This is a genomic window from Paenibacillus sp. KN14-4R (assembly GCF_052180255.1).
Classification (GTDB): domain Bacteria; phylum Bacillota; class Bacilli; order Paenibacillales; family NBRC-103111; genus Paenibacillus_AM.
In genome coordinates, this window is the sequence record NZ_CP197466.1 from 2,227,835 (window position 1) to 2,240,236 (window position 12,402).

The following is a 12,402-nucleotide window of genomic DNA, read 5'->3' on the forward strand; positions in this document are numbered from 1 at the left end:
GACATTAGCATTCACACCGCAAGGAGAGAATGTAACATCCGGGTTTTCTCATAGACTCTACCCGTTACATGATATGAATTATAGCTTACACGTTTTATTTTCTGCCAATCCCATGGAGGTGTCAAAATAAAATTTTGTAAAACACCTCACTATCTTCACTTTGTCGAGCTGGCAAATCCCATTTGTTTTTTCATAGCTAATCTTTACTAATCGTACTTTTCCTTCAGAATCTAAAATAACTGCTGTAGTCTTAAACGTGACATGTATTCTATATTATGGAAATGTAGTTTATATCAAATTATTAGGAGGAACTAAATCAATGAATTTTAAATCTTTAGCTGCTACTTCCTTTTTAGGAGTATCACTGCTGTTTGGCGGTGTGAGTGCGTAGGTTGCACCAGTCAAGGCAAACACTGTAAGTGCTGAATTTGCTGATTATTACGACAGTACACTATACTTACGCGTTAGTGATTCATGGTCTTTTAACGGTAAAGTCTACTTAAAAAAGATTTAAATCATGCAATTGATGCCGATACATCTTATCCTTATATTATTCACGCTGTCGATCCAGGAGAAGCTATTATTGTATTCTCAGAATAAGGGCAAGGGGTACCATTTAGTATCGTATTATCGTAAGCATCCTGTTTGTTAACCTAACGATCTCTGCTAACTAACGGGTTATCATCATCGGTAGTTTTGCGTTTTATTGTCTAGGCCAACACCTTATCAAGCTCGCCGCACCATTTACTCCAGCCATATTTAGCACCTGCGAGTGCTTGCTCATTCGAGATTCCGGATTGTTCGAGATGAAGGTTAACCTTACCTTCTCCTAAATCCTGCAGCGTCCAGGTAACCGTGTGCTTCTCTCCACTCTCCCAGGTATAGGACAACCGGTTTGGTTCATCCACGATAAGCACTTCACCTTCAATAATTCCATTCCAGTATTCACTAGGCTGCGTGCGGAACTGAAAACGATGTCCCACGACGGGCTTAAAATCATTTTCCATCGGCTGACCGGTCTGAATGTTGGCCACCCACTTGGCAAGCTTACTTGAATCGGTTAATGCAGACCATAATTTCTCGATCGATGTCGCGTATTGAAACTCCAAGGATAATGTTAAACTCATATTTCTTCCTCCTCTAAAAATTGTTTTAATCGTATCATGTTTGTACTCCAGAACTTGCTGTAAAAAGCCACCCAATCTTGAATTTCTCGAAGCGGAGCGGCATTCAGCCTAAATAGTGTTTCTCTGCCGACTTTTCGGTCAAGCACCAGACCAGCTTCTTTAAGGATTGTCAAATGCTTGGATACCGCTGTACGACCCATTTCAAACTGTGCCGTTAATACATGAAGCGGTATCTCCTCTTTCTCTGCTAACAGATGAATCAGTCGGCGTCTAGTTGGATCTGCAATCGCATCAAACACATCTCGCAACTGGTTGTTCTCGCTCACAACACCCTCTCCTAAATATTATTTTTGTAGCCGTTAATTTTTACCACCTCCTTAGAGTTTACGGCTTTTCGGACGTAACGCCCACGAAGCGATATTTAGTGCAGCATATGAAAGCGGGAGGATTACATTAAACCCGTAATCACCATAATCGTTATCCAACACATGTGATAAAGCCGCACCAGTCATTAGAAAAAAGATACCAGCGTGAGCCCATTCTTTAAGCCGAGGAAAACTTGGCACGACAAGCGCAATAGCTCCAAGCACTTTCCAAATACCGAGAATGGTCAAAACATATAAAGGGTAACCAAGATTCTTCACTAACTCGACGTTTCCCCCATTGTGCATCAGTTGCCCGATCCCACTTAACGTAATAGTTGAAGCGATTAGTAATGTGACTGTCCAATATGCAATCATCTTTCCTTTTGGTTGGGCTACTACTTTTGCGATTGTTTCTGTACTGATAATCTTACTCATTTTGTTTCCTCCTCATAATTGTTTTAAATGAAACTGATTCAAAATTTTTTCTGAACTTTCTGTTATTTTGTGATATCCGATTTCTAATTGGACACCATTTAGTGTTGTTTTGATTATAGGACACCATTTGGTGTCGTGTCAACAACATTTTTAAACTGTAAATGAAAACTACCAATCAACTATGTGGGTTAAGTATTTAGTATTGAGCTTTACCCATTGCGGAATTCCTTCAACATCGGACAGCTTGCGAATAAACCCAATAACCCTACCATGGTGGACATTATACTTCGGTACGCAGCCATATTTTGTTATGCAAAAAAAGCTGCCGGATCCACCGACAGCCCAACTATTAATTTCACTAACTTCTGCTTATTCAGTTGTTTTCAATTACCTCCGTTTGCATGGAGATTGCTTCAATTATGGTAATCCAGTCATTATAATGCAGCTCATGCCCCGTTCCTTCCAAGGTGACCAGTGCGGCTCCAGGGATGGTGCCAGCAAGTACGACTCCATAAACATAGGGGATAATCGGACCTGCTTGAGATGTTTAATAATTTCTTTTGATAAGTTAACGCATCACTTCAGATAATGTCCTGTGATCGAATGCTCTGCATGGATGATCTGCGATGGTATGCCCTCGAACACCACCCGACCGCCTTTGCTGCCTCCGTCCGGTCCCATATCGATAATCCAATCCGCTTGGCTGATCACATCGAGGTTGTGCTCAATGACAATCACCGTATTGCCGGCATCCACGAGTCGGTTCATAATCCCCAGAAGGTGACCGATATCTGACATGTGTAGACCCGTCGTCGGCTCGTCCATCACATAGATGCTCCCTTTCTTGTGGAGCTCACTTGCAAGCTTAATGCGTTGGCATTCCCCGCCCGAGAGCGTGCTGAGCGGCTGTCCAAGTGTAATGTAGTTCAGCCCTACATCGCTCATCGCCTGAAGCTTTCGCACAACCTCTTTTAGTTGGAAAAATTCCAACGCCTGCTCCACAGTCATCTCCAGCACTTCTGCAATTGACTTACCGTTAAGCTTGTATTCCAGCACCTCTTCCTTAAATCGTCTGCCTCCGCATACATCGCATGGAAGCTTCACGCTGTCAAGGAATGCAAGATCTGTATATACAACACCGAGCCCTTGGCAGTTCTCACAAGCTCCCTTAGAGTTAAAGCTGAACAAGCTCTGGCTCACCTTATTCGCGGAAGCAAACGCCTTACGCACGTCATCCATAATACCCGTGTAGGTAGCGGGATTTGAACGTGTTGACACGCCTACTGCTGATTGGTCAATGACAATCGCATCCGGATGCTGGCTAAGGAATACCTCATTAATCAGGGTACTCTTTCCCGAGCCAGCAACACCTGTAACGACTGACAGCACGCCGGTTGGAATATCTACACTTACATTTTGAAGGTTATGCAAAGTGGCATTTTTGATAGACAGCTTGCCTGACGGCTGCCTGCAATCGTTCTTCAATTGCAGCGGCCGCTTCATATAGTTGCCTGTGAGTGTGCCCGCGTCCATCAGGCCTTGGAAGCTTCCTTCATACATGATAGTACCGCCGCGGCTGCCGGCGTGAGGCCCGACGTCAACGATATGATCCGCCACCTTGATTACATCGGGATCATGCTCGACGACAATCACGGTATTGCCCTTGTCGCGCAGCTTCTGCAGCAACTCATTTAACCGGTGTACATCACGGGGGTGCAAACCAATGCTGGGCTCATCGAAGATGTAAGTGACATCCACAAGACTGCCGCTCAAGTGCTTCACCATCTTGACACGTTGCGATTCGCCGCCAGACAAAGTATCCGTCTCACGGTCTAGTGTCAAGTAGTCAAGACCAATATCTACAAGATTCTGCAACCGCTCTGTCAGTGACTTGGTGATCGACGTGGCGATAGGATCGTCAATCTCACGAATCACGCGGATGAGCTGCCCAACCTCCATTGAGGATAGATCCGCAATATTGAATCCATTGATCTTGCAACTCAGCGCGGCTTGACTGAGTCTCGCACCGCGGCAGCTGGAGCAAGGACCCTCGGAGATGTAAGGAGCAACAACCTTTTGTGTACGCTCGGACTTCGTCTTCACATCTTGCTTCACGTACTTGTTCGTGAACTTCTCAATGGCGCCTTCCACTGTAATATTCGTGGCCTTCCCAGCAAAATCCATCTTTACTTTCCTCGCCTTGCCGTACAGCAATTGCTCCAGATCCTCATCCGAATAATCGCATAGCTTCTTGTCGAGATCGTAGGACCCAGACTGTACAAGCATATTCCATTCCCAGTCATTCACCGAATAGCCCGGCAGCATAATGGCTCCTTCATTAAGAGACTTGGACATATCTACGGCCATACTCATATTAACACCAAGCTTGCGACCGATCCCGTTGCATTCCGGACACATGCCTTGCGGATCGTTAAACGAAAACATGCTCGCATGCCCAACGTGGGGCTGACCCACACGGGAGAAGAGAAGACGGAGAATGGGTGAGATATCTGTAATCGTGCCCATCGTGGAATGGGAACCGCCACCAAGCCGCTTCTGGTCCACGATAACAGCCATACTGAGGTTTTCAATGGCGTCCGTATCCGGCTGCGGCACTTTGGGTAGGAAGTTGCGCACGAACATGCTGAAGTTCTCATTCAGCAAACGCGTGGATTCCGCAGCAATTGTATCGAAGACAATCGAGGACTTGCCGGAACCGGATACCCCGGTGAATATCGTGATTTTCCGCTTGGGAATGCGCAAGGATACGTTCTTGAGGTTGTTTTCCCTCGCACCTGAGATTACGATATACTCCTGATTAGATTCGCTCATGCTTAACATCCTTCCCATCATGATAATTTCGACTTAGATATACATAGTTCCATTTAGCAAGCATTTGCACCTGCTATTGTTCTAGCCAGTTGATACAATGCCTTCTTGACAGATTACTCGAATCAACACATAAACCAGCTACAAATAACATGCAGCCGGTTTCTTGTTAATTCGGGTCAATCAGGATTCAACTAGTGTATGTGATGAAGTTATTGTTCGAATCCCTTTTCAAACTCGCTTAACCATTTACTCCAGCCATACTTAGCTCCTGCGAGCGCTTGATCATTTGAGATTCCGGTTTGTTCAAGATGAAGGTTAACCTTTCCGTCCCCTAAATCCTGCAGCGTCCAGGTGACCGTGTGCTTCTCACCACTTTCCCATGTATACGATAATCGATTTGGCGGGTCTACGATAAGCACTTCACCTTCAATAATTCCATTCCAGTATTCACTAGGCTGCGTGCGAAACTGAAAACGGTGTCCTACGACAGGCTTAAAATCATTTTCCATCGGCTGACCGGTCTGGATGTTGGAAACCCACTTAGCTAGCTTACTTGAATCGGTTAATGCAGACCAAACCTTCTCGATGGATGACTTGTATTGGTATTCCAAAGATAATGTTAAACTCATTCTTCTTCCTCCTCTAATAGTTGTTTTAATCGCAACATATTCGCACTCCAGAACTTGCTGTAGAAAGCCACCCAATCTTGAATTTCTTGTAGTGGCTCGGCGTTTAGCCTAAATCGCGTTTCTCTGCCGACTTTTCGATCAAATACCAGTCCGGCTTCTTTAAGTATTGTTAAATGCTTAGATACCGCTGTACGACCCATTTCAAACTGTGTCGTTAACTCATGAAGCGGTATTTCCTCTTTCTCAGCTAACAGACGAATCAGTCGGCGCCTAGTTGGATCTGCTATCGCATCAAATACATCCCGCAACTGATTGTTATCGCTCACAATACCCTCTCCTAAGTATTTAGTTGGTTCCTTAATTAGACACCATTTGGTGACAATTCGATTATATGACACCATTCAGTGTCGTGTCAACAACGTTAATAAATAGCTATATATTCCTTAAAAAGACCGAAAAATCGATCAGGCCAATGCATTCATGGATTTCCCTCCAGTTAATTGGCCATTAGGCACCAGGTCCCTAATGAAAAATACCCCATTATCATACGAATATTTAAAAAACTTTATTTTACACTTGAAACTTCCGTAACGTAACGTTTTATGATATGGATACCGGTAAAAACCTCGCGCGAAAAAAAGGGGATGATCATGAAACGGGAGTGGAAAGTTGGAGAACTTGCGAAATTAGCGGGATTTAACTGTTGACCACTCAAGAATTCACCAATATATTGAGCGCCATGAGGACTAGCCATCATAAATATTTTGCCGAGCGGGAAGCGAGCTGGGAATCCCATCTCGACCGACTTGGCGACTATCTTGGCGAGCATCCAGATGGCGTTTCCCAAGGGAGGATAAAATAACCATGAATGAACGATCTGTAAAGTACTCTACCTTTGTTATCGAGAGAAATTATAATGCATCTCCCGAGCGGGTATTCTCCGTCTGGTCGGACCCGTCGGCCAAAGCCCGGTGGTTCCCTAAAGCTGACGAGTTCGACTTTCGGGTTGGTGGTCGAGAATTCAACCGCGGCGGCCCGCCGAACGGTCCGATTTACACTTTCGACGCTTTCTACCAAGAGATCGTTCAGGACAGTCGCATCGTTTATACTTACACCCTGGACCAAGGAGAGACACGGATGTCAGTCTCCGTGACGACTGTAGAAATAGAGCGATCGGACAACGGCACTAAGCTCACCTACACTGAACAAGGAGCTTACTTCGATGGTCACGATATGCCAGAACAACGTGAGCAAGGCACAACATTTATGTTAGATAAGCTGGACTTGGAGCTGCAGAACGAATGAAGGGGTCACCTCACGAAACGGAAAAATCGTACGTTAAGAGTCACTGATTAGACTTAATTCCCAAATCATAGGAGGCAAATACAATGAAAAATGTAATTTCGAAAGACGGAACCACCATTGCGTTTGATAAATCCGGTAATGGACCGGCGGTCATCCTGGTATGCGCTGCATTTCAAACTCGTTCGATGATGTCGCAGCTTGCTTTGCTTCTGTCACCCCACTTTACCGTGTTCAACTACGATCGTCGGGGCAGAGGGGATAGCGGCGACACGGCGCCTTACGAGGTTGAGCGTGAAGTTGAGGATATCGAAGCTCTCATCAACGAGGCTGGCGGATCGGCATTCGTATTCGGCATGTCTTCCGGTGGAGTCCTTTCCCTCGAAGCAGCGCGCAAGCTTGCTATCGCGAAGCTGGCATTGTACGAGCCACCGTTCGTCGTTGACAATACGCGTCCTCCGCTGCCTAAGGGTTACTTAAAGCAGCTCAAAGAGCTGACAACGTCGGGCCGCAGAGGCGACGCAGTCGAGTATTTCTTGACGAATGCAGCAGGCGTTCCTGCCGATTTCGTTGCTCCGATGCGAAGCGGGCCATTCTGGCTAGCGATGGAAGATGTAGCGCACACGTTGGTCTATGATGGCACCATCATGGGTGACACCATGTCGGGCAACCCATTGCCAGCCAAGCGGTGGTCTTCCATCTCGATCCCTACGCTCGTGGTGGGTGGAGGGACAAGTCCTGAGTACCAGCAAAATGCGGTGAAAGCACTCGTGGACAGACTCTCCAATGCAAAGCTCCACATCCTGGAAGGTCAGGATCATAACGTGGCTCCGGATCTCCTCGCTCCCGTTTTGACTGATTTTTTCTCCAAATAAATTAAAGGAGATTATAACAATGAGAAAAATTAAACTTGTGGAAACCAAAATGTTTAGTTCTGGAGTCGTAGAGCTTGCCTACGGAGTGAGCCGAGGTGAGAGCAATGAAGAATGCCTTGCATGAAAATGAGATGAAGGCTGGCATGCGTGAATGGATCGGGCTCGCTGTACTGGCCTTGCCCGCCCTTCTTATCTCTATCGATCTCTCGGTAATGATTCTCGCACTGCCACACATTGGCGCCGCCCTCGGTGCTGATAGCGCACAGCAGTTGTGGATCATCGACATCTACGGATTCATGCTCGCCGGGTTTTTGATCACCATGGGGACGCTGGGAGATCGGATCGGCCGACGCAAACTGCTGTTGATCGGCGGGAGCGCATTCATGCTAGCCTCGATATTGGCTGCATTCTCCCAAAGCGCTGAGATGCTCATTGCAGCCCGCGCAATACTCGGTATAGCCGGAGCGACTGTATCGCCTTCTACGCTAGCCTTGATTAGCAACATGTTCCGTGACCATAAGCAGCGCTCCTTTGCAATTGGCATATGGTTTACGTGCTCTATGGGTGGCATGGCGCTCGGGCCTGTGGTTGGAGGTATCATGCTAGATAGTTTCTGGTGGGGCTCGGTGTTCCTTTTGGGTGTGCCGGTCATGTTGCTTCTGCTAATAACCGGACCCATGTTGCTGCCCGAATACCGGCACCCCGAATCCGGCCGGCTAGATATGACCAGTGTTGCGTTATCGCTGGGCGCCATCCTGCCGATCATATTCGGCCTCAAGGAAATCGCCAAGTATGGACTGCAGATGGTGCCTGCGCTGTTAATACTAGCGGGTGTCGTCCTAGGTACGGTGTTTGTGTTGCGGCAGCGCAGGCTTACGAGTCCTCTACTCGATTTACGCCTGTTCGCGAGTCCTGGATTCAGCGCTGCACTGGGGGGCTTGTTCGGCATTACACTGACAGGAGCGACCATGCTCTTTATCGCGCAGCACCTCCAATTCGTGCAAGGAATGTCGCCGCTTCAGGCAGGGTTATATATGCTCCCTGGGGTAATTGCCTCGATGGTCGGTATGTTTTTCTCACCGCTTATCGCACGCCGGATCCGACCGGCACGTCTAATCGGTATGGGTCTATTGGTATCGACCGCTGGCTGCATTCTGCTGACCCAGGTGGGGGTTGAATCAGGTCTCACGTTTCTGGTGCTCGGGTACATCTGCTACAGTATAGGTTCAGCCCCATTCCCGAGCCTGTCCAGCGATCTTATCATCGGTTCAGCCCCGCCGGAGAAGGCAGGATCGGCGGCCTCCATGCTGCAAACCAGCGGCGAATTCGCCTTCGCGTTGGGTATCGCAGTCTTGGGCAGCATCGGCACGGTTGTTTATCGCAACCAGGTGGCGAACTCTATTCCCGCCGACTTGCCGGCATCCGCGATACTAGCTTCCCGTGACAGCTTGGCCGGTGCCACGTCTATAGCGGAAGGCCTCTCCGAACAAGTCGGCAAGACACTGCTCACGGGGGCACGCGAAGCCTTTACGAGCGGGCTGCACGCCGTTGCGGCAGCCAGCGGCGCCATCATGCTTGTTATCGTCGTCCTTGTCGTTATGCGGCTTCGGCACGTACGACCAATCGGAGAGACTCAGTCAAACCAAGCCGGTAGTATTCCAGAAGTTGAACCCGGCGCTGCTAAAGAATCAAGTTAGTTGCAATACATAGTCATGCTTAAGTAAGAAAACAACCAGTACGAAGTTTTAGCGTATATTTTCCGCGTTTATCTGAACGAGCATGTGAAAACCCCTTGAAAAATAAAGGCCTACACATTTACATGTATTCCATGTATTCTTGGTAGGAGCATCACAATGCCGACCAAAACTGTAGCAATACAGATTTGATCGGCATTTTCTGTTTTTCAACTCCCTCGTGCACAAAAAACACAACCAATTGGGTGTGTTTTGATTGCGTTATAAAAGTACAGGCTGTTTGGACGGAGCGAAGTGGAGGAGCACAGTTTCGATATTTTGTTGGCGGTACCCTTTACCCTTTTGGTTTAACCAATAAGGCCGCCAAAAAGGAGAAAATAATGGCTGCCGAAATACCTGCGCTAGTCACCTTAAATATACCGGTAATGATGCCGATCCATCCGTCTTCTTTTAATTCCTCCAAAGCACCATGAACCAATGCATTCCCAAAACTGGTGATCGGAACGGAAGCGCCGGCACCAGCAAACTGAATCAGTGGGTCATACAGACCAACTCCATCGGCCACCGCTCCCAGCACGACTAATAGCGTCATGGTATGCGCGGGAGTCAGTTTAAACACATCGAAACAAAGCTGTCCGAAGACGCAAATTGCCCCCCCTACAAGAAAGGCCCATAAAAAAATCATGTTAGATTCCCTCCCGCTTCAATCGCTACAGCATGCGCGATACAGGGAATACTTTCCCCTTGTTGAAATGAAATCGGAGATAAGAGCGCTCCTGTTGCAACAACAAGCATGCGTTTGATTTCTCCCTTTCGCATCCGATTTAGTAAATGGCCATAGGTGACGACGGCAGAGCAGCCGCAACCACTTGCCCCAGCCTGTACCATCTGGGTTTCATAGTCGTAAATCATCATCCCGCAATCGGCATACTTCGTTTGTCGAATGGGAATGTCGTGTTTTTTAAACAATTTGCAGGCAATCTCATAGCCTACCTTGGCCAGATCGCCTGTCACGATTAGGTCATAATAACCGGGCTCGATTCGTAAATCCCGGAAATGAGCTTGAATGGTGTCAACTGCGGCGGGTGCCATAGCAGCCCCCATATTAAACGGATCCTTGATCCCCATATCGACTACCCGTCCAATGGTCGCTGACGTAACGACAGGTCCCTCCCCTTCCCTTGACACGATCACTGCACCAGCACCTGTAACAGTATATTGGGCGGTTGGCGGCTTTTGTGAACCGTATTCCGTCGGATAACGGAACTGCTTCTCTACGCTTGCATTATGACTGCAGGTCCCTGCAAGTATAAATTTTGCTGCTCCGCTGTTGACGAGTGCTGACGAAAGAGCCAGGCTTTCCATCGAAGTTGAACAGGCACCAAACACGCCTAGATAGGGAATCGACAGCGTACGAGCGGCAAAGCTGCTGCTGATGATTTGATTCATTAAGTCGCCGCCGATATAAAATTGGACTTGCTCCTTGGTTAACCCTGCGTTTTCAATAGCCAGTTTTGCAGCTTCTTCAAGTAAAGCATTTTCTGCTTTTTCCCAGCTTTTTTCTTCCAGCATGGAGTCACCATGTATGATATCAAAATCGTTGGCAAGAGGACCCCTGCCTTCAAATGGGCCAACCACGGTAGCGGATGAACGGATAACCGGTTTATTTTCAAATATCCAACTTTGATGCCCTTTTAGCATGTTAGTGTCCTCCTCCAGTACCCTTAAACACGAACGTAAGGATACCTATAATAAATGCGGCTACAGTTCCAAAGACAATAACCGGACCTGCAAGTTTAAACATTTTTCCACCAACGCCTAAAACGACTCCTTCACTGCGGTGTTCAATAGCGGCGGATGCCATCGAATTCGCAAATCCAGTAACGGGTACAGCCGAACCTGCACCTGCCCATTGTGCGATTTTGTCATATACGCCGAAGCTCGTTAAAATAACAGAAATGAGAATTAACACGGCCACAGTGGGATTAGATGCTTTTTTCTCATCAAATCCGGCCCAATGAACAAACATTTCCTGAATCGCTTGTCCAATCACACAAACCGTTCCTCCGGCAAGAAACGCACGCAAGCAGTTTTTGAATACCGGCCGTTTCGGCTCGAGCTGCTTAGCAAGTTCTTGATATTCCTGTTGAACCGGCGTTGCTTTTTTCATCTTGTTATTGGCCATATGTAATCCTCCTGATCCATCTTTTTTAACGCATGAGCAACGGTTTGATTTCCTTAATGACCCGCTCCAGCTCTTTCGCGCATTCTTCATACATTTTCTTTGCATTTGGGGCATTCGTGGATAGAGCGAACATTTCGAGATCCGCTTCACATTTTTTTAAAGTTGCCATCAGAGTAGCTTTCTTCTGAGGTTGAGGGACTTTGATCTGGTCATCAAATAGGTCAACATATAGCTGACCATAGGCGTCTACTTGGCCAAGAAACACATTTTCAATTGCGACACCTATAATTTCGAGTTCTGTATCCAGCCATTGCCGGTTAAGTCCCATCGTAGCCAAGGGTTCATCCATAACCTTGCCATCCATCACAACCACCTGTGGTTCCTGCTCGGGCCCTACTTTGATACCTAAGTGCTTGGGTGTAAGGGGTTGATTTTCTTTCGTAAGCAGGACGTCTATGTCTCCACTCGGTTCCATAACTGCAAATTCAACGTTAGCCGCTTGGAATACATTTTTTTTTCGCAGCTGTTCCATTAGATCGTCAGTGGTAAGTCGTTCCTTCTTGAGGTTATCCTCCAGGATTTTCCCATCTTTAATTAACACCCTTGCTTTACTATCGATGATATCTCTTGCTTTCTTACTCTTAAGCTGTAAAAAATCGATCCCTATGGAAACGACTACCCAAACAGACAATGAAACGAAGCCTAAATACCAACTTGCAGCCATATCTAACGAAATATAGACGGCTAAGAATCCAATCACGATCCCGGTTATGTATTCAAAAAAGGAAAGCTGAGAAACTTGTCTCTTTCTCAATAGCTTGGTTATTACAAAAAGTATGGCAATCACTAATAATGTCCGCAATGCAACAAGTAACCAATCTGACATCATCGCAGCCTCCTTTATTTTTAAGAGTAAATTAAATTTACCACTTGATGGAAATTCATACATAAGCAAGAT

At 46.8% G+C, this 12,402-nt stretch carries 14 protein-coding genes; 3 read left to right on the forward strand and 11 right to left on the reverse strand.

Annotated elements, in window-relative coordinates:
- Positions 1 to 710: 710 nt before the first annotated feature.
- The 7 genes from ACSBOP_RS10485 to ACSBOP_RS10515 form a co-directional block, all read right to left on the reverse strand.
- Positions 711 to 1,127, reverse strand: a complete 417-nt coding sequence (locus ACSBOP_RS10485) for an SRPBCC family protein (protein ID WP_442600488.1) — start codon at positions 1,125 to 1,127, stop codon at positions 711 to 713.
- A complete protein-coding gene (locus ACSBOP_RS10490; RefSeq protein ID WP_442600489.1) occupies positions 1,124 to 1,453 on the reverse strand; it encodes an ArsR/SmtB family transcription factor in 330 nt (109 codons plus the stop codon). Before ACSBOP_RS10490 ends, ACSBOP_RS10485 begins: the two co-directional genes overlap by 4 nt.
- A gap of 51 nt (positions 1,454 to 1,504) precedes the next feature.
- Entirely contained in the window at positions 1,505 to 1,927 is a 423-nt protein-coding gene (locus ACSBOP_RS10495) for a DoxX family protein (RefSeq protein ID WP_442600490.1), read from the reverse strand.
- A 576-nt stretch (positions 1,928 to 2,503) separates the two neighbouring features.
- Complete coding sequence (locus ACSBOP_RS10500) at positions 2,504 to 4,759, reverse strand: ATP-binding cassette domain-containing protein (RefSeq protein WP_442600491.1); 2,256 nt, start codon at positions 4,757 to 4,759, stop codon at positions 2,504 to 2,506.
- 209 nt (positions 4,760 to 4,968) lie between these two features.
- Positions 4,969 to 5,388, reverse strand: coding sequence for an SRPBCC family protein (locus ACSBOP_RS10505; RefSeq protein WP_442600492.1), 420 nt, complete (start codon positions 5,386 to 5,388; stop codon positions 4,969 to 4,971).
- Complete coding sequence (locus ACSBOP_RS10510) at positions 5,385 to 5,714, reverse strand: ArsR/SmtB family transcription factor (protein ID WP_442600493.1); 330 nt, start codon at positions 5,712 to 5,714, stop codon at positions 5,385 to 5,387. The genes ACSBOP_RS10505 and ACSBOP_RS10510 overlap by 4 nt, the downstream gene beginning before the upstream one ends.
- 239 nt (positions 5,715 to 5,953) lie before the next feature.
- The gene (locus ACSBOP_RS10515; protein ID WP_442600494.1) at positions 5,954 to 6,217 is read right to left on the reverse strand and encodes a hypothetical protein; all 264 of its coding nucleotides are present in this window, start codon (positions 6,215 to 6,217) and stop codon (positions 5,954 to 5,956) included.
- A gap of 35 nt (positions 6,218 to 6,252) precedes the next feature.
- Between ACSBOP_RS10515 and ACSBOP_RS10520 the strand changes: the two genes are divergently transcribed.
- The 3 genes from ACSBOP_RS10520 (at position 6,253) to ACSBOP_RS10530 (ending at position 9,262) form a co-directional block, all read left to right on the forward strand.
- Complete coding sequence (locus ACSBOP_RS10520; RefSeq protein ID WP_442600495.1) at positions 6,253 to 6,693, forward strand: SRPBCC family protein; 441 nt, start codon at positions 6,253 to 6,255, stop codon at positions 6,691 to 6,693.
- An 83-nt stretch (positions 6,694 to 6,776) separates the two neighbouring features.
- Positions 6,777 to 7,565, forward strand: coding sequence for an alpha/beta fold hydrolase (locus tag ACSBOP_RS10525; protein WP_442600496.1), 789 nt, complete (start codon positions 6,777 to 6,779; stop codon positions 7,563 to 7,565).
- 104 nt (positions 7,566 to 7,669) lie between these two features.
- Positions 7,670 to 9,262 carry an MFS transporter gene (locus tag ACSBOP_RS10530; protein ID WP_442604444.1) on the forward strand — a complete coding sequence of 531 codons (1,593 nt, stop codon included), beginning with the start codon at positions 7,670 to 7,672 and terminating at the stop codon, positions 9,260 to 9,262.
- A gap of 331 nt (positions 9,263 to 9,593) precedes the next feature.
- Here ACSBOP_RS10530 and spoVAE read toward each other — a convergent pair whose 3' ends face one another.
- The 4 genes from spoVAE to ACSBOP_RS10550 are packed head-to-tail and all read right to left on the reverse strand — an operon-like array spanning position 9,594 to position 12,330.
- Positions 9,594 to 9,944, reverse strand: a complete 351-nt coding sequence (spoVAE, locus tag ACSBOP_RS10535) for a stage V sporulation protein AE (protein WP_442600497.1) — start codon at positions 9,942 to 9,944, stop codon at positions 9,594 to 9,596.
- Positions 9,941 to 10,960: a stage V sporulation protein AD gene (gene spoVAD / locus ACSBOP_RS10540; protein WP_442600498.1), complete on the reverse strand. Its 1,020-nt coding sequence runs from the start codon at positions 10,958 to 10,960 to the stop codon at positions 9,941 to 9,943. The genes spoVAE and spoVAD overlap by 4 nt, the downstream gene beginning before the upstream one ends.
- A 1-nt stretch (position 10,961) precedes the next feature.
- On the reverse strand, positions 10,962 to 11,444 hold the full coding sequence (spoVAC, locus tag ACSBOP_RS10545; RefSeq protein ID WP_442600499.1) for a stage V sporulation protein AC: 483 nt from the start codon (positions 11,442 to 11,444) through the stop codon (positions 10,962 to 10,964).
- A gap of 25 nt (positions 11,445 to 11,469) precedes the next feature.
- Positions 11,470 to 12,330: a DUF421 domain-containing protein gene (locus tag ACSBOP_RS10550; protein WP_442604445.1), complete on the reverse strand. Its 861-nt coding sequence runs from the start codon at positions 12,328 to 12,330 to the stop codon at positions 11,470 to 11,472.
- Between the last annotated feature and the right edge of the window lie 72 nt (positions 12,331 to 12,402).

Excerpts from the sequence above, each read along its gene's own strand:
- ACSBOP_RS10485 (WP_442600488.1), bottom strand. The coding sequence starts at position 1,127 with ATGAGTTTAACATTATCCTTGGAGTTTCAATACGCGACATCGATCGAG.
- ACSBOP_RS10495 (WP_442600490.1), bottom strand. The coding sequence starts at position 1,927 with ATGAGTAAGATTATCAGTACAGAAACAATCGCAAAAGTAGTAGCCCAA.
- ACSBOP_RS10500 (WP_442600491.1), bottom strand. The coding sequence starts at position 4,759 with ATGAGCGAATCTAATCAGGAGTATATCGTAATCTCAGGTGCGAGGGAA.
- ACSBOP_RS10505 (WP_442600492.1), bottom strand. The coding sequence starts at position 5,388 with ATGAGTTTAACATTATCTTTGGAATACCAATACAAGTCATCCATCGAG.
- ACSBOP_RS10515 (WP_442600494.1), bottom strand. The coding sequence starts at position 6,217 with ATGCTCGCCAAGATAGTCGCCAAGTCGGTCGAGATGGGATTCCCAGCT.
- ACSBOP_RS10520 (WP_442600495.1), top strand. The coding sequence starts at position 6,253 with ATGAATGAACGATCTGTAAAGTACTCTACCTTTGTTATCGAGAGAAAT.
- ACSBOP_RS10525 (WP_442600496.1), top strand. The coding sequence starts at position 6,777 with ATGAAAAATGTAATTTCGAAAGACGGAACCACCATTGCGTTTGATAAA.
- ACSBOP_RS10530 (WP_442604444.1), top strand. The coding sequence starts at position 7,670 with ATGAAGAATGCCTTGCATGAAAATGAGATGAAGGCTGGCATGCGTGAA.
- spoVAE (WP_442600497.1), bottom strand. The coding sequence starts at position 9,944 with ATGATTTTTTTATGGGCCTTTCTTGTAGGGGGGGCAATTTGCGTCTTC.
- spoVAD (WP_442600498.1), bottom strand. The coding sequence starts at position 10,960 with ATGCTAAAAGGGCATCAAAGTTGGATATTTGAAAATAAACCGGTTATC.
- spoVAC (WP_442600499.1), bottom strand. The coding sequence starts at position 11,444 with ATGGCCAATAACAAGATGAAAAAAGCAACGCCGGTTCAACAGGAATAT.
- ACSBOP_RS10550 (WP_442604445.1), bottom strand. The coding sequence starts at position 12,330 with ATGTCAGATTGGTTACTTGTTGCATTGCGGACATTATTAGTGATTGCC.